Source organism: Mesorhizobium salmacidum (SeqCode) (genome assembly GCF_037179605.1).
GTDB lineage: Bacteria > Pseudomonadota > Alphaproteobacteria > Rhizobiales > Rhizobiaceae > Mesorhizobium > Mesorhizobium salmacidum.
Window position 1 is genome coordinate 112,128 of sequence record NZ_JAPYKS010000017.1, and the last position, 17,258, is coordinate 129,385.

Annotated in this window: 16 protein-coding genes; 13 read left to right on the plus strand and 3 right to left on the minus strand. The window is 63.4% G+C overall.

Annotated elements, in window-relative coordinates:
• Positions 1-43 precede the first annotated feature (43 nt).
• Complete coding sequence (gene fabD / locus O7A60_RS22340; protein ID WP_337108031.1) at positions 44-997, minus strand: ACP S-malonyltransferase; 954 nt, start codon at positions 995-997, stop codon at positions 44-46.
• Positions 998-1,266: 269 nt separating this feature from the next.
• Here fabD and O7A60_RS22345 point away from each other — a divergent pair, with 269 nt between their 5' ends.
• Complete coding sequence (locus O7A60_RS22345; protein ID WP_337108032.1) at positions 1,267-3,195, plus strand: LTA synthase family protein; 1,929 nt, start codon at positions 1,267-1,269, stop codon at positions 3,193-3,195.
• Between the two features lie 42 nt (positions 3,196-3,237).
• On the opposite strand, the gene O7A60_RS22350 is transcribed toward O7A60_RS22345, so the two are convergent.
• Positions 3,238-4,878 carry a pilus assembly protein gene (locus tag O7A60_RS22350; protein ID WP_337108033.1) on the minus strand — a complete coding sequence of 547 codons (1,641 nt, stop codon included), beginning with the start codon at positions 4,876-4,878 and terminating at the stop codon, positions 3,238-3,240.
• A 462-nt stretch (positions 4,879-5,340) separates the two neighbouring features.
• Between O7A60_RS22350 and rpsF the strand changes: the two genes are divergently transcribed.
• The 12 genes from rpsF (at position 5,341) to O7A60_RS22410 (ending at position 16,571) form a co-directional block, all read left to right on the plus strand.
• Positions 5,341-5,829: a 30S ribosomal protein S6 gene (gene rpsF, locus O7A60_RS22355; protein ID WP_027144123.1), complete on the plus strand. Its 489-nt coding sequence runs from the start codon at positions 5,341-5,343 to the stop codon at positions 5,827-5,829.
• On the plus strand, positions 5,829-6,077 hold the full coding sequence (gene rpsR / locus O7A60_RS22360; RefSeq protein WP_006203718.1) for a 30S ribosomal protein S18: 249 nt from the start codon (positions 5,829-5,831) through the stop codon (positions 6,075-6,077). Before rpsF ends, rpsR begins: the two co-directional genes overlap by 1 nt.
• Before the next feature lie 215 nt (positions 6,078-6,292).
• Positions 6,293-6,877, plus strand: a complete 585-nt coding sequence (gene rplI / locus O7A60_RS22365) for a 50S ribosomal protein L9 (RefSeq protein ID WP_337108034.1) — start codon at positions 6,293-6,295, stop codon at positions 6,875-6,877.
• Between the two features lie 161 nt (positions 6,878-7,038).
• Entirely contained in the window at positions 7,039-8,385 is a 1,347-nt protein-coding gene (locus tag O7A60_RS22370) for a cyclopropane-fatty-acyl-phospholipid synthase family protein (protein ID WP_337108035.1), read from the plus strand.
• Between the two features lie 89 nt (positions 8,386-8,474).
• Positions 8,475-8,798, plus strand: coding sequence for a YnfA family protein (locus O7A60_RS22375; protein WP_337108036.1), 324 nt, complete (start codon positions 8,475-8,477; stop codon positions 8,796-8,798).
• 3 nt (positions 8,799-8,801) lie between these two features.
• Positions 8,802-9,767 carry a small ribosomal subunit Rsm22 family protein gene (locus O7A60_RS22380; protein ID WP_337108037.1) on the plus strand — a complete coding sequence of 322 codons (966 nt, stop codon included), beginning with the start codon at positions 8,802-8,804 and terminating at the stop codon, positions 9,765-9,767.
• 245 nt (positions 9,768-10,012) lie between these two features.
• Complete coding sequence (locus O7A60_RS22385) at positions 10,013-11,503, plus strand: replicative DNA helicase (protein WP_027144128.1); 1,491 nt, start codon at positions 10,013-10,015, stop codon at positions 11,501-11,503.
• 125 nt (positions 11,504-11,628) lie between these two features.
• Positions 11,629-13,032 (plus strand): DNA repair protein RadA, encoded by a 1,404-nt coding sequence (gene radA / locus O7A60_RS22390; RefSeq protein ID WP_027144129.1) that lies wholly within the window; start codon positions 11,629-11,631, stop codon positions 13,030-13,032.
• A 47-nt stretch (positions 13,033-13,079) separates the two neighbouring features.
• Positions 13,080-13,739: a CvpA family protein gene (locus O7A60_RS22395; protein WP_337108038.1), complete on the plus strand. Its 660-nt coding sequence runs from the start codon at positions 13,080-13,082 to the stop codon at positions 13,737-13,739.
• Between the two features lie 105 nt (positions 13,740-13,844).
• Positions 13,845-15,314 (plus strand): amidophosphoribosyltransferase, encoded by a 1,470-nt coding sequence (gene purF / locus O7A60_RS22400; protein WP_027144131.1) that lies wholly within the window; start codon positions 13,845-13,847, stop codon positions 15,312-15,314.
• A gap of 48 nt (positions 15,315-15,362) precedes the next feature.
• Positions 15,363-16,103 carry an SDR family NAD(P)-dependent oxidoreductase gene (locus tag O7A60_RS22405; protein WP_337108039.1) on the plus strand — a complete coding sequence of 247 codons (741 nt, stop codon included), beginning with the start codon at positions 15,363-15,365 and terminating at the stop codon, positions 16,101-16,103.
• A 249-nt stretch (positions 16,104-16,352) separates the two neighbouring features.
• A complete protein-coding gene (locus O7A60_RS22410; protein ID WP_337108040.1) occupies positions 16,353-16,571 on the plus strand; it encodes a hypothetical protein in 219 nt (72 codons plus the stop codon).
• A gap of 50 nt (positions 16,572-16,621) precedes the next feature.
• Here O7A60_RS22410 and O7A60_RS22415 read toward each other — a convergent pair whose 3' ends face one another.
• Complete coding sequence (locus O7A60_RS22415) at positions 16,622-17,125, minus strand: OsmC family protein (protein ID WP_027144133.1); 504 nt, start codon at positions 17,123-17,125, stop codon at positions 16,622-16,624.
• Between the last annotated feature and the right edge of the window lie 133 nt (positions 17,126-17,258).

Genomic DNA, 17,258 nt, shown 5'->3' on the forward strand with positions numbered 1-17,258 from the left:
TGAGAAGAGGGCACCCCGCATAGGGATGGTATCAAATGGCGTTTTATGCAAGCGCCGCCAATGCCGCCTCGACCTCGGCCGCGGAACCTACAGAGGCGGTGGCGATGTCGCGGTTGATACGCCGCGCCAGGCCCGAAAGCACCTTGCCGGCGCCGATCTCGTAAAGCGTGGAGACGCCGTTGGCGCCGAACCATTCCACCGTTTCGCGCCAGCGCACGCGGGCAACCACCTGTTCGACCAGACGCCGTGCGATCTCATCGGGGTCACTGGTCGAAGTGACGGTGACGTTGGAGACGATGGGCACCACCGGCGCGGCCCTCGCGACGCTCGCCAGCGCCTCGCGCATGATCTCGGCCGCCGGTGTCATCAGCGCGGAATGGAAAGGCGCCGAAACCTGCAGCATCAGGGCCCGTTTGGCACCCTTTTCGGTGCACAGTCTCGCCGCCAGTTCCACCGCGGCTCTCGTGCCTGATATGACCAGCTGGCCGCCGCCATTGTCGTTCGCCACCTGGCAGGCAGCGGCCTTGCCAGCGCCCAGGGCGGCCTCGGCACAGGCAGCTTCGACATCGGCCTGCTCCAACCCGATGATCGCCGCCATGGCGCCCTCGCCGGCCGGCACCGCCGCCTGCATGGCATTGCCGCGAATGCGCAGCAGACGGGCGGCATCGGCAACGGAAACGAAGCCGGCGGCGGCGAGTGCCGAATATTCGCCCAGCGAATGGCCGGCGACATAGGCGACCTTATCCTTCAGCGAGAAACCGCGCGCTTCCAGCGCCCTGATCGCCGCCAGCGATACCGCCATGAGGGCCGGCTGCGCATTGGCCGTCAGGGTCAGGGTCTCTTCGGGACCTTCCCAGATCAGCTTCGACAGGTTTTCGCCAAGCGCGTCATCGACTTCCTGGTAGATCCCGCGCGCCTCTGGAAAGGCATCGGCAAGATCCTTGCCCATGCCGACAGCCTGGCTTCCTTGTCCTGGAAAGGTGAATGCGACGGCCATGCGGGGCTCCCCAGACTTGTTTTGCTTGACTGATACTACGAATTTTCCCTGCCTGTGACGCAAGGCAGGCCGCCAAGTCAAGCCCGGTTCAACCCGGAGCCTAATCCGAACCATGCGCCGAGCGCCTGTTCCCAAAGGCTTTGCGACGATCACACCTGATGAAAACCGCTCACGAATCGTTTGCTGGCTCTTCTTATTTTCGTCACAGGCGCTAGCTTTGCGTGACAATTATATGACAATCGTGGATTGTCTTGGGGTGGGAAGTTAAAGTGGCAAAGAGCTTCAAACGTGCCGGCAACGCCGCGCCGCAGTTCCTGGAAGACGATCCGTCCACCGGCTATCTGCCGGGCCGGCGATGGCCGGTCGTCCGTTACGGGCTGATCAGCCTGGCGATCTCGGCAGTACTGGTGTTCGCCATCGAACTGATCGTGCGCGGCGATGTTGCCGGCACTATTTCCTTCTTCCTGCAGCCGTTCAAGCCGGGCTGGACAACCATCGTCGTGTTCGCGCTGGTCCTGATCGGTCTCGACGCGGTGCTCGGGCGCAGTCATCAGAGCCTGATGATCGTAGCGCCGCTGACCCTGTCGCTGGCCTTTGTCGGCCACCAGAAATCGCATTATCTCGGCGATCCGCTCTATCCAACGGATTTTCTCTATGCCCGCCAGATCTTCGCCCTGCTGCCGCTGCTGGTGCGCGAGCGGCCTATGACCGCGCTCGCCATGGTCGCGGGCATCGTCGCCGGCCTGTCCCTGCTCGTCTACGGCTGGCGGCTTTGGCGCCGCAAGGTTCCAGCCCTCAGCCACAAGGGCCGCCTTGCCCGGCTGACGCTGGCGGTGCCGCTGCTCGCCTTCTTCGTCTCGATCATGGACTACGCCACTTTCTCGTGGACGCGGGACCGGCTGCAGATCATCCCCATCATGTGGGACCAGAAGGAAAACTACGCCTCCAACGGCTTTGCGCTCGCCTTCGCGCTCAACGTGCCGATGGCGCATGTCTCGGCACCCCCAGGCTATTCCGACAAGGCAATTGCGGCCATTGACCGAACCAATGTGACGGCCTCGGTACCTACCGAGAAGCCCGACATCATCGTCGTCATGAGCGAATCCTTCTGGGATTCGACCAAGCTGCCCGGCGTCACCATCACCCCGGATCCGATCCCCAATGTGCGGGCGCTCCGCTCGGGCTCGATGTTCTCGCCTGAATTCGGCGGCATGACCGCCAACATCGAATTCGAAGCGCTGACCGGGTTCTCGAACGCCTTCCTGCCGGCCGGCAGCATCCCCTACCAGCAATATGTACGCACCCCGACGCCGTCGATGGCGACCTTCCTGAAGAGCGAAGGCTATAGGGCGCGCGCCATCCATCCGGGCACAAACTGGTTCTGGAATCGCGGCGCGGTCTATGCCGATTTCGGCTTCAACGACTTCAAATCGGAAGAGACGCTGCCGCCCATGGAAAAGCGCGGACCGCTGGCATCCGACGCCGCGATGACCGACGAGATCATCCGCGAAGCCGACGCCAGCGACGACCCGGTCTTCTTCTTCGCCGTCAGCCTGCAGAACCATGGCCCGTATGAACCGAACCGCTATTCGAACCCGACCCACTCGGTGCAAGCCCCGATCAGCCAGTGGGCGCGTGACTCGCTGATCTCCTACGCCGAGGGTTCAGCCGACGCGGACCGCGGCCTCGAGCGGCTGATCGAATGGGCCAAGACGCGCGAGCGGCCAACGATTGTCGCCTTTTTCGGTGACCACCTGCCGCCGCTCGGACCGGTCTATGTCGAGACGGGCTTCCTGAAGGACAACGTCGCGCCACGCAAGGAACCGACGCCGGAGGCGGCTCTCGAACACCACGCGACACCGCTGATCATCTGGTCGAACCGCTCGGGCCCGGTCGAGAATCTGGGGACGGTGAGCCCTGCCTTCCTGCCCTATCATATCCTGACCGCCGCGGGCATCACCCACCCCTACTACACGGGTTTCCTGGGCGAGATGCGGGAGCGCTATCGCGTCGTCGACCGCAACTTGTTGCTGACGCCGACGGGCGAGGCGACGTCCGACTGGGCTCGGCAGAAGGAGATCGACCCGGCGATCCGCGATTTCCGTCTGTTGCAATACGACATGATGTTCGGCAAACGCCTCGCGGCACCCGACTTCTTCCCTGAAACGGTCGACAAGGTTGTCTCCCATACCAGTTGAGCCGACCGGTCGGCTCAGGCCCGATGCTTTCGGGCCATGGGTTCAATTCGTCAATTGCAGCTTCGAGAACTTGTTGGCGATCTGCAGGAACACGTCCGGCAGTTTGGTCGGGTCATTGACGGCATAATAGTTGCTCGGGTCGGAAGCGCAGGCGCTGTAAAGCGTGCGGTTGGCGGGCGTGTCGGATTGCAGCACCAGGGTGTAGATTTGCACCCCCTCGTTCTTCAACTGCGTGCAGACGCTCTTGGTCCAGCCGTCGACATTGCGGGCCGCCGTCGCCTGGTTATCCGACCCGAAGCGGCCACCCGCCAGATAGCCATAGGATGTGTAGTCGGATTTCGTCGGCTGTTCGCTCGCACCATAGACGACATTCTCACCGTCGGTGAGCAACAGCACGATCTTGCTGATGCCAGGCGTCTTCCACGGCGCCCCGTCGGTATAAGGCGGAGCGGGCGACAGCACACGCATGCCCCACGACAGGCCCTCCGACACATTGGTGCCCGAGCCGTTCCACTCGGTCATCTGGCTTGCCGCCTTGCGCAGCTTGTCGAAATCTTCGGTCAAGGGAACGACAGGGGTCGGGCAGGAACGGTTCGGGCCAACGGTGATGGAAGTTCCTGTCTCGGTGATAAGTTCCTTTTCTGGCGCCACATATTTGGCGACTTTTTCCTTGGTGGCTTTGTCGGGATCGCTGCCGAGGCCGCTGAAGTCGATGCCGAGCCGGTTGTTGCCTTTTTGTTTGTCCAGCTTGACCGTGTCGCCGGTGTCGGCGAGATAAGAATTGTTGTAGTATTTTGCCTCATTGCCATAGGTGCTGGACGGCATCTGCGCATCTCCGGGATCATCCGGCGCAAAATAGGGAACGAACAGCGTGTCGGGCTTGGTCGGATCGGGCGGCGTGTCGGAAATGTTGTAGGCGCCGGGCCGCGCCTCCACGCAGCCCTTCCATCCCGTGTCGTTCCATCCGGGCTCGGCCCATCCGGTGTCCTTGAGCTGCTTGAACAGCGCCATGTGGTTCGGGCGTTTGCCGTCGATGACGGGGAAATTTATGCCGTTGGTCGAGGATTTGCCGTCCATATCGATCCAGGACGGGTCGAACCCGTCGCCGTTGACGTTCACGGCCGTGACGAATGGCACCAGTGAGGCACGGACCTGGCGCGTCGGCGATTTTGTCGATTCGAGAGTGTCAAGCAATGATTTGGTCGCGGCCCTGAGCGCCGTCATACGGGCGCCGCGCATCGAGCCGGTATTGTCCAGCACCAGCACGACTTCGAGCTGATTGTTCGATTCGACCGCCGAGGCATCGACCACGATGTGCTTGCTCTGGCCAAACAGGAAGGCGAAGTTCAGATTGACGTCGGCCGAAGCGACCGCCTTGGTCTTGATGAAATTGACGCCCTTGTCGACGGTCAGCGTCGCCTGCGCGTTGACGAGTTCGCCATGCCCGGCGATGTTGGCCTGGAAATAGCGGTTGAAGGCGTCGGTGCGGGTAATGTCCAGATCGCCAAGATGCGACGAGGCAAGGTTTGCGGAATCGAGCGCGTTCTGCAGGTTGCTCTTCGCCCGCATCATGGTCGAGACATCGGTCGCGAAGGCCACGGCTGACAGAATGGCTGGCAGCCCCAACCCCATCAGAAGCGCGAAATTGCCGCTCTTCGAGCGCCAGAATCTGTTGAGAAGCATCCTTACCCCCGGAAATGCCTGCCGCTTGATATGCGCGGTTGCCCGGTCTTTGCATGTTGCATGATGAATCGACCGTTGACGGCGGGCTCAACCCGGCGCAAACTAATATTGTGGTTAAGCGCCGGTTGCCGGGAAAATCGCCAGGCCTTGCGCGCGCCGCGGCTTGATTTTCTGGTGGCTGCGACATCGGGGATGCCGCTTGCCCTTGCCTTATCAGCGGATTGCTGTATAGACGCCGCCAATCTGCCGGTCCCAGCTGGGGGCTGAACGGAGGGCCGGAGGTTTTTTCTAGAACCTTCGTGTGATGCCAGAAGCGCTTCCGCCTCCCGTGTCTCCGCTCTCGACCGTCTCGTCATGCTCCTTTCTTCCCCGCGCCTTTCGAGGCACACGCGGGTCAGAGAAGTTGCAGAGGCTTTTGCCGCCGGGAACCGGGAGAGAAACGAAGAAAGGCACTGATACATAATGGCTCTTTACGAACATGTGTTTCTTGCCCGGCAGGACCTCTCGCAGCAGCAGGTCGATGCGCTTGTCGAACAGTACAAGGGCGTCATCGCAGCAAATGGCGGGTCCGTCGGCCGGGTCGAGAACTGGGGACTGAAGTCCCTCACCTACCGGGTCAACAAGAACCGGAAGGCATACTACACGCTGATGGATCTCACCTGCCCGCCGGCGGCGCTCAACGAGATGGAGCGCCAGATGGGTCTGTCCGAGGACGTGCTGCGTTTCCTGACCATCAAGGTCGAGGCGCATGAGGAAGGCCCTTCGGCCATGATGCAGAAGCGCGAAGAGCGCTCCGAGCGCGGCGGCTTCGGCGATCGCGACCGTGGCGATCGTCCGGCGCGCAGCTTCGGCGACCGCGGCGATCGTGGCCCGCGTTCGTTCGGCGATCGCGAAGGCGGCGACCGTGGTCCGCGCCGTCCGCGCGAAGGTTTTGAAGGGGGTGCAGAATAATGGTCGACATCAACCAGATCCCGACCCGGCGCCCTTTCCATCGCCGCCGCAAGACCTGCCCGTTCTCCGGCGCCAATGCACCGAAGATCGACTACAAGGATGTGCGTCTGCTGCAGCGCTACATTTCCGAGCGCGGCAAGATCGTGCCGTCGCGCATCACCGCCGTCAGCCAGAAGAAGCAGCGCGAGCTCGCCAAGGCGATCAAGCGCGCCCGCTTCCTCGGCCTGCTGCCCTACGTGGTTCGCTAATTCTTCCGAACGGGCGGTTCGCCGTCCGTTCCTTATCGCCGGCCATGACGGGCTTGACCGGTTAGGCATCAAATCCCGAGTTGAGGTCAAAACCTCTAACTGCCGCGACAGGCAGGACAGCGACACCGGCGGCAACGCCCTTTTGCTTCCTGACCTGTTCCAGAGAATTCGGCGCCGGCCTTGTGGACGGACGCCCAACCAAAAGGAACATAATCATGGACGTCATTCTTCTCGAACGCGTCTCCCGCCTCGGCCAGATGGGCGATACCGTCAAGGTCAAGGACGGTTTTGCCCGCAACTTCCTGCTGCCGCAGGGCAAGGCGCTGCGCGCCAACGAAGCCAACAAGAAGAAATTCGAAGGCCAGCGCGCCCAGCTCGAAGCCCGCAACCTCGAGCGCAAGTCTGAAGCCGCGCAGGTTGCCGAAAAGCTCGACGGCAAGAGCTTCATCGCCGTTCGCTCGGCCGGCGAGACCGGTCAGCTCTACGGTTCGGTGTCGACGCGCGACATCGCCGATCTGCTGGTCACGGAGGGCTTCACGGTCAACCGCAACCAGATCCAGCTCAACCAGCCGATCAAGACCATCGGTGTCACCAATGTGGCGATCGCCCTGCATCCGGAAGTCGAAGTCACCATCACGCTCAACATCGCCCGCACGGCCGACGAGGCCGAACGCCAGGCCAAGGGCGAGACGCTGACCACTGCCGAAGCTATTTACGGCGACGACATCAACGACAATGCGCGGCCGGAAAACTTCTTCGATCCGAATGCCGAGTTCGAAGGCGGCGAAGAAAACGCCTGATGGCACAGGTCCGAGCCACTCGGACCACCGCTTTCCAGCCATTTCTGGACCAATGCCCGGGCCTCTCGCCCGGGCATTTTTGTGCCAAAAGGAACTTTTCGAAACCCTATATATTGATGCAGAGTAGGACAGCCTGTCTGACCGCGAGGGGACATCGGACAATGAATATTCTGTTGAAGCGCGTTCTCGACCGCCTGGTGCGCACGGGCAATCTCAAAGTAACCGGGCCGCAGGGTTCGACATTCATCTTCGGCGACGGCAGCGGCGAGCCGGTGCATATGCACATCAAGACCCGGCATGCCGAGCGCGCCATCACCTTCGACCCGATGCTGGCGGTGCCTGAATCCTACATGGACGGCGAGCTGGACATTCTTGAAGGCGGCGTGCTCGGACTGATGCGCATTGCCTTCCAGAACATGGGCAGCGGCGGCATCGACGCAACCTGGTCGAAAGCCATCGAGGGCCTGCGCCACGCCTTCCGCCGCCTGCAGCAGATCAACACCGCCTCGCGCTCGCGCCGCAACGTGCAGCGCCACTACGATCTGTCGGGCGAGCTCTACCGGCTCTTCCTCGATGAGGACATGCAGTATTCCTGCGCCTATTTCGAGCAACCGGACATGACGCTGGACGAGGCGCAGGCCGCCAAGAAGCGCCATATCGCCGCCAAGCTCCGGCTGAAGGCCGGCCAGACGGTGCTCGACATCGGCTCCGGCTGGGGCGGGCTTGGCCTCTACCTCGCCAAAGCCTTCGACGTCGACGTACAAGGCGTGACGCTGTCGACCGAACAGCATGGCGTCGCCACCGACCGGGCGCATGCGCAAGGGCTGGAGAACCACGTCCATTTCGAGCTGAAGGATTATCGCGAGCTCAACGAACGCTTCGACCGCATCGTCTCGGTCGGCATGTTCGAGCATGTCGGCGTCAACCATTACCGGACCTTCTTCGACAAGGCGGCAACATTGCTGAAGCCTGATGGTGTCATGCTTCTGCACACGATCGGCCGCTCCGGCGTGCCATGGGCGACCAGCGCCTTCATCCGCAAGTATATTTTCCCCGGCGGCTACATTCCGGCAATGTCCGAAGTACTGCCGGCGATCGAGAAGTCCGGCCTCGTGGTCACCGACGTCGAGATCCTGCGGCTCCACTATGCCGACACGCTGAAGCACTGGGGCCAGCGCTTCGCCGCCAACCGCGACAAGGCCAAGGCTATCTATGACGAACGCTTCTGCCGCATGTGGGAGTTCTATCTGGCCGCCTCGGAAGCCGCCTTCCGTTGGCAGGATCTGGTGATTTTCCAGTTCCAGATCACCAAGACGAACGACACGCTGCCGATGACGCGCGATTATATGGCCAAATGCGAAAAAGCTCTGGAAATGCGCGATATGGGGCACCGTGAGGACATGGGGCACCGTGAGGACATGGGGCACCGTGAAGATATGGGCCGCCGCGAGGCGGCTCCCGCCGAGAAGCCCGCCAAGCCCGCCCGCCGACGCAAGGTGGCGGAATAGGAACGGCGCTGTCAGGACGCATTATTGGCGCTTGCCATTGCCGGCTCCTGCCCCGAAAAAGGCCTCGTGATCGAAGCGAGGCCTTTTTCATGACCTATCTCCTCTACACAGCCGCGGCGCTGGCCGAGATCGCCGGCTGCTTTTCGGTGTGGGCGTGGTGGCGATTGGAGAAGTCGCCCCTCTGGCTGCTGCCGGGCTTTGCCTCGCTGCTTGTGTTCGCCTGGCTTCTGGCATTGATCGGCATAGGCGCCGCCGGCCGCGCCTATGCCGCTTACGGCGGTATCTACATCGCTGCCTCGCTCGCCTGGTTGTGGCTGGTCGAAGGCGTGCGGCCCGATCGCTGGGACCTTGCCGGTGCGGCGCTCTGCATGGCCGGCGCCTCGATCATCCTGCTCGCACCGAGAGGGGCATAGGCCGTGGAACTGCCAGCCACTCTTCGACAGGCTGTCGATCGCATTTTGGAAAAGGTGCCGCTGCCGGACCTGAAGCAGGCAGCAAAAATCCTGTCCGACCGCTACCGCGCCGAACTGCGCGACGGGCGCCTGCACATGGCGCAGGACATGGCGGTCAAGGCCTATCTGACGACGCGGATGCCGGCGACCTACGCGGCGGTCCGCGCCAGCCTCGATGCGCTCGCCGAAGCCCGGCCGGATTTCACACCCGCGACCTTGCTCGACGTTGGCGCCGGCCCTGGCACGGTGCTTTGGGCTACCAGCGATCTCTGGCCTGAACTGGAACTGGCAACGTTGTTCGAGGCGAGTGCCGCGGTGCGCAAGATCGGCGAGACACTCGCGGCCGGCGCAATCGCGGCCCGGACCATCTGGCGGGCCGGCGATGTCACGACAGACCTTGCCGACCTTCAACCGGCCGACCTCGTCACATGCGCCTATGTGCTGGACGAGATCGTGCCGGCATCCTTGCCCAAAATGGTCGACCGGCTATGGCAACTCACGACGGACACGTTGCTGATCGTCGAGCCGGGCACGCCGGCGGGCTGGCTGCGAATTCTGGCCGTGCGGCAGCAACTGATCGCCGCCGGCGCGCATCTGCTGGCGCCTTGCCCGCACGAAGCACCCTGCCCGCTCAACCCGCCCGACTGGTGCCACTTTTCCCGCCGCGTCGCCCGCTCGCGCCTGCACCGGCTGGCCAAGGACGCGGAGGTGCCGTGGGAAGACGAGAAATTCATCTATGTCGCTGCTTCGCGCCAGCCGGCTGCCTCCCTCGCCGCACGAGTGATCGCGCCGCCGAAATCAGGATCCGGCAAGGTGTCGCTGAAATTATGCGAGGCAGACGGCAGCGCCGACGAAAAGCTCTTCACCAAACGCGACGGCGACGCCTTCAAGGTGGCGCGGCGGCTGGACTGGGGCGATGCGCTGGCGTGAGATGAAGCGAAGACCATCGCTCCGCAATCCGGTGTCAACCATCGCCCACTTTCCTGTTTTGTTCTTCTTCGAGAAACGCTAAACTCGCAACTCTCGATTCGAGTCAATTGCGATTCTTTCCACGGAAAAATTTTGGCTGTGAATCGCGAGTATCAAAGCCGCTTCGACACGAGCTGTTGCACATAAGTCAGCATCGACTTGTCCAGTTCTGATATCGAAAGGCCGGGATCTAAATCGGGGACATCATGGCAGAGGCAGCGCGAAAATTCGGCGTGGCGGAGCAACCGCTCTATCGCGAATCGCCCAACAACATCGAGGCCGAGCAGGCGCTGCTTGGCGCCATCCTCGTCAACAACGATGCCTTCTACCGAGTGTCCGACTTCCTGAAGTCCGGCCATTTCCATGAACCCCTGCACCGCAAGATCTTCGACGTCGCGGCCGAGTTGATCCGCATGGGCAAGGCGGCGACGCCGATCACGCTGAAGACCTTCCTGCCGGCCGACGAAAAGGTCGGGGACATGACGGTGGCGCAATATGTCGTGCGGCTGGCGGTGGAAGCCGTCACCGTCGTCAACGCCACCGATTACGGCCGCGCCATCTACGACCTGGCGACGCGCCGGGCGCTGATCACGGTCGGCGAGGACATGGTCAACATCGCCTATGACGCACCTGTCGACATGTCGCCTTCCGAACAGATCGAGGACGCCGAGCGCCGCCTGTTCGAGCTGGCTGAAACCGGGCGCTATGACGGCGGCTTCGAGAGCTTCACCGACGCGGTCAAGACCGCGGTCGACATGGCCAACGCCGCCTATATGCGCGACGGCGGTCTGTCGGGCCTCGCCACCGGCTTGCGCGATCTCGACCGCCGCATGGGCGGCCTGCAGTCGTCCGATCTGATCATCATCGCCGGCCGTCCAGGCATGGGCAAGACATCGCTAGCCACCAACATCGCCTTCAACATTGCCGAGATGTACGAGCCGGCGCAGCAGGCCGACGGCTCGTTCAAGGCGGCCAATGGCGGCGTCGTCGGGTTTTTCTCGCTCGAAATGTCGTCCGAACAGCTCGCAACCCGTATCATTTCCGAACAGACGGAAATCTCTTCCTCGAAGATCCGCCGCGGCGAAATCAGCGAAATGGATTTCGAAAAGCTGGTCGCCTGTTCGCAGACCATGCAGAAGATCCCGCTGTTTATCGACCAGACCGGCGGTATTTCCATTGCCCAGTTGTCTGCCCGCGCGCGTCGCCTGAAGCGCCAGCGTGGCCTCGACCTGATCGTCATCGACTATATCCAGCTGATGCAGGGCTCATCCGCCAAGTCTTCGCAGAACCGCGTGCAGGAAATCACCGAGATCACCACGGGCCTGAAGGCGCTGGCCAAGGAACTGGCCGTGCCGATCATCGCGCTGTCGCAGCTCTCGCGTCAGGTCGAAAGCCGCGACGACAAGCGCCCGCAGCTCTCCGACCTGCGCGAATCCGGTTCGATCGAGCAGGACGCTGACGTCGTCATCTTCGTCTATCGCGAGGAATATTACCTCAAGAACCGCGAGCCGAAGCTCGGCACCGAGGAATACGTCAAGTGGGAAAACGACATGAACGAGATGCGCGGCAAGGCCGAGGTGATCGTGGCCAAGCAGCGCCACGGGCCGACGGGCTCGGTCACACTCGCCTTCCATGGCGAATTCACCCGCTTCTCGGATTTGGCGGAAGAGCACCACATCGCGGAGAGGTTTGAGTAGCCTCTTGCCCGCGGTCGCAACAGAAATACGCAAGCAAGGCGTCCTACGACGCTCCCCTCTGTCCGGCAGGACAGAAGGGGGCGCGGAGGATCGCGGCGCCCGCAAGCGCGCGGGAAGGTAAAAGCGTGGCCAAATCCCGCGTCCAGTTCATCTGCCAGAATTGCGGTTCGGTGCACCAGCGCTGGGCCGGCAAATGCGATGCCTGCGGCGAGTGGAACACGCTGGTCGAGGAAGGCACGTCAGGCGGCATCGGCTCGGGGCCTGCCAACACGCGCAATGCCCGCAAGGGCCGGGCCGTGGTGCTGACCACGCTTTCGGGCGACATCGAGGACGCACCGCGCATCGTCTCGGGCATCGGCGAACTCGACCGTGCCACTGGCGGCGGCTTCGTGCGCGGCTCGGCACTGCTGGTCGGCGGCGATCCCGGCATCGGCAAGTCGACGCTGCTCACCCAGGCCGCGGCCGCTCTTGCCTCCAAGGGCCATCGCATCGTCTATGTCTCGGGCGAAGAGGCCGTTGCCCAGATCAGGCTGCGTGCGCAGCGTCTCGGCGTCGCGTCGGCGCCCGTGGAACTGGCGGCCGAGACCAATGTCGAGGACATCCTCGCCACGATCGCCGACGGCAAGCGGCCGGATCTGGTTATCCTCGATTCGATCCAGACACTGTGGACCGACCTTGCCGATTCGGCGCCGGGCACGGTTACCCAGGTACGCGCCGCCGCCCAGGCAATGATCCGCTATGCGAAATCCACGGGCGCCGCGATCGTGCTGGTCGGCCACGTCACCAAGGAAGGCCAGATCGCGGGTCCGCGCGTGGTCGAGCACATGGTCGACGGCGTACTCTATTTCGAGGGCGAAGGCGGCCACCACTTCCGCATCCTGCGCACGGTGAAGAACCGCTTCGGACCGACCGACGAGATCGGCGTCTTCGAAATGTCGGACAAGGGTCTGCGCGAGGTCTCCAACCCGTCCGAACTTTTTCTTGGCGAACGGCACGCGAAATCGCCGGGAGCGGCGGTTTTCGCCGGCATGGAAGGCACCAGGCCCGTTCTGGTCGAGATCCAGGCGCTGGTCGCACCCTCGTCACTCGGCACGCCGCGCCGGGCGGTGGTCGGCTGGGACGGCGCGCGGTTGTCGATGGTGCTGGCGGTGCTGGAGGCGCATTGCGGTGTCCGTTTCGGGCAGCATGATGTCTATCTCAACGTCGCCGGCGGCTATCGCATCAGCGAGCCGGCGGCCGATCTCGCGGTCGCCGCCGCACTGGTTTCCTCGCTCACCGGTCTTGCCCTTCCCGCCGATTGCGTCTATTTCGGCGAAATCAGCCTTTCGGGCGCGGTGAGGCCGGTTGCGCATGCGCAGCAGCGCCTCAAGGAAGCCGAAAAGCTGGGTTTTGGTAGCGCGGTTCTGCCCTTGGGCAGCGAGGAACTTGCCGGAGGGATCGGGGCCGGCGCTTTCCAGCCCACCGAGCTTGCCGACCTCGTGGCGCGCATAGCCGGCTCACGGCGCAGCCGTGTCGACGATGAAGAGTGACGCGGCTCGCCGAGCCGTGAAAATGAGATCGGAGTGGGGCCAAAGACATGCCGATTACGCTGCTTGACGGAATTCTCGTCGGCTTCACCCTGGTCTCGGCGATGCTCGCCATGGTTCGCGGCTTTTCGCGCGAGGTGCTTTCGGTTGTTTCGTGGGCGGCGGCGGCGGCAGCCGCCTTCTTCTTCTACAAACCGATCCTGCCCTACCTGAAGCCCTATATCGACAATGAGAAGATCGCCATGGCGGCGGCCGCCGGCGTCGTCTTCATCATCGCGCTGATCGTCGTGTCGGTCATCACCATGAAGCTCGCCGACTGGATTATCGATTCGCGCATCGGCGCGCTCGACCGCACGCTCGGCTTTCTCTACGGCGCCGCGCGCGGCATCCTGGTCGTCGCGGTGGCGCTGCTGTTCTTCAACTGGCTGGCCGGCGCCAAGGCCCCGGCCTGGGTCACGGAAGCCAAGTCGCGGCCGCTGCTGGAACAGATCGGCGCCAAGCTCGAGAGTCTGCTGCCAGAGGACCCGGAAAACGCCATTCTCAAGAAGCTCAATCCGAATCAGCCGGCCGCCGAGACGCCCGCCGCGCCGGACGCGCCGGCGGCGGATGCTCCGGCCGGTGGCGACGACGCCAATGCGCCAGCGCCAGACGACAACGACGCCGGTCCCGCCGACAACACGGCCAAGCCGGCGCCAGCGCCGGCGAACTGAGGCAGCAAACTGGACGTCGGACGGTCGATCCATGTGAACGACCGCACGCAGTGCGTTGCTTTCGACGCGCGACGGCCTTATATGGCGATTTTAGCGGAGCTTAAGATGGCAGACGCAGACGACGTGCTTTCCGCCGAGGCTGACGATCATTTCCATGACGAGTGCGGCGTGTTCGGCATCTTTGGCCGGCAGGATGCGGCAGCCATCGTCACACTTGGTCTGCATGCGCTGCAGCATCGTGGCCAGGAAGCGGCCGGCATCGTCTCCTATGACGGCACGCAGTTCCATGTCGAACGCCATGTCGGCCTGATCGGCGATACCTTCACCAAGCAACGCGTCATCGACAGCCTGCAAGGCAACCGCGCCATCGGCCACACGCGCTACGCCACCACTGGCGGCGCCGGCATGCGCAACATCCAGCCCTTCTTCGCGGAGTTGGCCGATGGCGGCTTCGCCGTCGCCCATAACGGCAACCTCACCAACGCCATGACCGTGCAGCGCGCGCTGCAGCAGCAAGGCGCAATCTTCTCCTCCACTTCCGACACCGAGACGCTTTTGCACCTGGTTGCGACCAGCAAGGAACGCGATCTCAACTCGCGCTTCATCGACGCGGTGCGTCAGGTCGAGGGCGCCTTCTCGCTGGTGGCGATGACGGCCAAGAAGATGATCGGCTGCCGCGATCCGCTCGGCATCCGCCCGCTGGTTCTGGGCGATCTCGACGGCGCCTGGATTCTGGCCTCCGAGACCTGCGCGCTCGACATCATCGGCGCCCGTTTCGTGCGCGACCTGAAACCCGGCGAGATGGTCGTCGTCACTTCCAAGGGCATCGAGAGCCTGTTCCCGTTCGAACCACAGAAGACCCGCTTCTGCATCTTCGAATATGTCTACTTCGCCCGGCCCGACTCTTCGGTCGAAGGCCGCAACGTCTATGAGGTGCGCAAGCGCATCGGCGCCGAACTGGCGCAGGAAAATCCGGTCGAGGCCGACATCGTCGTGCCGGTGCCGGACTCCGGCACGCCGGCGGCGATCGGCTTTTCCCAGGCGGCGGGCATTCCCTTCGAGCTCGGCATCATCCGCAACCACTATGTCGGCCGCACCTTCATCCAGCCAGGCGATTCGATCCGCCACATGGGCGTTAAGCTGAAGCACAACGCCAACCGCCGCATGATCGAGGGCAAACGCGTGGTGCTGGTCGACGATTCGATCGTTCGCGGCACCACCAGCCAGAAGATCGTGCAGATGGTGCGCGACGCCGGCGCCAAGGAAGTGCACATGCGCATCGCATCGCCGCCGACCAGCGCGTCGTGCTTCTACGGCGTCGACACGCCGGAGAAGTCGAAGCTGCTGGCTTCGCGCATGTCGGTGGAAGAGATGGCCGAGTTCATCCGCGTCGATTCGCTCGGCTTCCTCTCGATCAACGGGCTCTACCGTGCCGTGGGCGAGGCCGGCCGCGACGACGACCAGCCGCAATTCTGCGACGCCTGCTTTACCGGCCAATATCCGACCCGCCTGCTCGACTTCGAAGGCCACGACAATGTGCGCACGCTGTCGCTGCTGGCGAACAATGGGGCATAGGATTGCCGGACCGTCCTTAGCTCCAGCCATATCTGCGGAAGCCATCGCATGACCTTCGACCTTACCGGCCGCATTGCGGTCGTCACCGGTGCCTCGCGCGGCATCGGCTATTTCATCGCCAGGGAATTGGCGGCCGCCGGTGCGCATGTCATCGCGGTTGCCCGCACCGTCGGTGGGCTGGAAGAACTCGACGACCAGATCAAGGCGGCCGGCGGCCAGGCGACGCTGGTGCCGCTCGATCTCGCCGACATGGCCGGCATCGACCGGCTAGGGGGCGCCATCAACGAGCGCTGGGGCAAGCTCGACATTCTCGTCGCCAATGCCGGCGTGCTCGGCGTCATCTCGCCGATCGGCCATGTCGAGGCCAAGACCTTCGAAAAGGTGATGACCATCAATGTCACCTCGACCTGGCGGCTAATCCGCTCCGTCGACCCGCTGCTGCGGCTTTCGGATGCCGGTCGGGCGATTATCCTGTCTTCCAATGCCGCGCATTCCGCGCGCGCCTTCTGGGCGCCTTACGCGGCATCGAAGGCGGCGGTCGAGACCATGATGCGCTCCTGGGCGCATGAGACGCAAAGCCTGCCGCTGCGTGTCAACGCCGCCGACCCCGGCGCCACGCGCACCGCGATGCGCGCGCAAGCCGTGCCCGGTGAGGATCCCGAGACATTGCCGCACCCCTCCGAGATCGCCAAACGCATCGTGCCGCTGGCCAGCCCGGGCCTCACAGAGACAGGGCTGATCTTCCAGGCCAAGCACAACCGCTTCGTCGCCTACCGGCAACCGGAATAAACTCGAGCCTTTGACGGTGCCGAAGAGGCAGCCATGATGGATCATCACGACCGCACCGTTCTCGATGCCTCGGCGGCTGTTCTTTGCGACCGATTGAGTGGCGGCTGCAACACGCCCAGCCCGAAAACCTGCAGAATCATGACGCGGCTGTGATCTAAGGCGGCGGTCATGCTTTCGTCATTTCCGAGGAGTTGTTAGCATTGGCGACTCCCACACCAAGCGCCCTGCTGGGCAGACAAGGAAAACTCCATGGCTACGACCGCAGCATTGGTCTGGTATCTGGTAATCGCCGGTCCGCAGGGCGGCATGGTCGTGCTGCCCAGCACCTTCGACAAGCGCGAACAGTGTACCGCCGCCATCACCGAGTATCAGAAGCAGCCGACACCCGCAGGCTGGTCCGTGCAGTGCGTGCCGAGCGCCTCGCCCTTCACCGACGAAGGCGACGCCGAAGAGCCGTCGGCTCAGTAAGTATCAGGTATCACAAGGCCCGCGGCCGCTGCCGCGGGCCTTGTGATTCATCACCGCGCGCTCACCGTCAGTTCCGGCTTCTGGTTGATGGTCTGGAACACCACGCAATAGCGCTCGGTCAGCTTCAGCAGCGAATCAATGCGCTCCTGCGGTTCCTGCGTGTCGAGACTGAAATTGAGCCGGATGGCGCGAAAGCCTACCGGCGCGTCCTTGGCGACGCCAAGTGTGCCGCGAAAATCAAGGTCGCCTTCGGCTTCAACGGTCGCGGCGCCGAGCTTGAACTCGAGCGCGGTGGCCACCGCCTTCAGCGTCACCCCGGCGCACGCCACCAGCGCCTCGAGCAGCATGTCGCCGGAGCACAGTTCGAGCCCCGAGCCGCCTGTTGCGGGATGAAGGCCGGCGATTGCCAACGCCCTGCCCGTCTCCACCTTGCAGGCCACCGACTGTTCGTCGATCGAGCCCTTTGCCCTCAGCGTGATCAGTGCTTGCGCGGCGTCGTCGCGATAGGCCTGCTTCAGCGGCGCTTGCATGGCCTTGAGTTCGGTTGCGTCCATTTTCGTTCCTTCCGAACGGCTTTCTGTCTTGATAGCACGGCCGTGCAATACGTGTGAGCCAATCCGAGCAGGACGCCCCAAGCTATCAGGAACTGGTGTCGGCGGGACAGCAGGAGGCCCGCCGTCCTCTATT

Bases quoted from the DNA above. Each gene is read 5' to 3' on its own strand.
- O7A60_RS22375 (WP_337108036.1), top strand. From the start codon at position 8,475: ATGACCTATCTCCTCTACACAGCCGCGGCGCTGGCCGAGATCGCCGGC.
- O7A60_RS22405 (WP_337108039.1), top strand. From the start codon at position 15,363: ATGACCTTCGACCTTACCGGCCGCATTGCGGTCGTCACCGGTGCCTCG.
- fabD (WP_337108031.1), bottom strand. From the start codon at position 997: ATGGCCGTCGCATTCACCTTTCCAGGACAAGGAAGCCAGGCTGTCGGC.
- rpsR (WP_006203718.1), top strand. From the start codon at position 5,829: ATGGTCGACATCAACCAGATCCCGACCCGGCGCCCTTTCCATCGCCGC.
- O7A60_RS22415 (WP_027144133.1), bottom strand. From the start codon at position 17,125: ATGGACGCAACCGAACTCAAGGCCATGCAAGCGCCGCTGAAGCAGGCC.
- rpsF (WP_027144123.1), top strand. From the start codon at position 5,341: ATGGCTCTTTACGAACATGTGTTTCTTGCCCGGCAGGACCTCTCGCAG.
- purF (WP_027144131.1), top strand. From the start codon at position 13,845: ATGGCAGACGCAGACGACGTGCTTTCCGCCGAGGCTGACGATCATTTC.
- O7A60_RS22395 (WP_337108038.1), top strand. From the start codon at position 13,080: ATGCCGATTACGCTGCTTGACGGAATTCTCGTCGGCTTCACCCTGGTC.
- O7A60_RS22410 (WP_337108040.1), top strand. From the start codon at position 16,353: ATGGCTACGACCGCAGCATTGGTCTGGTATCTGGTAATCGCCGGTCCG.
- O7A60_RS22350 (WP_337108033.1), bottom strand. From the start codon at position 4,878: ATGCTTCTCAACAGATTCTGGCGCTCGAAGAGCGGCAATTTCGCGCTT.
- O7A60_RS22370 (WP_337108035.1), top strand. From the start codon at position 7,039: ATGAATATTCTGTTGAAGCGCGTTCTCGACCGCCTGGTGCGCACGGGC.
- O7A60_RS22385 (WP_027144128.1), top strand. From the start codon at position 10,013: ATGGCAGAGGCAGCGCGAAAATTCGGCGTGGCGGAGCAACCGCTCTAT.
- rplI (WP_337108034.1), top strand. From the start codon at position 6,293: ATGGACGTCATTCTTCTCGAACGCGTCTCCCGCCTCGGCCAGATGGGC.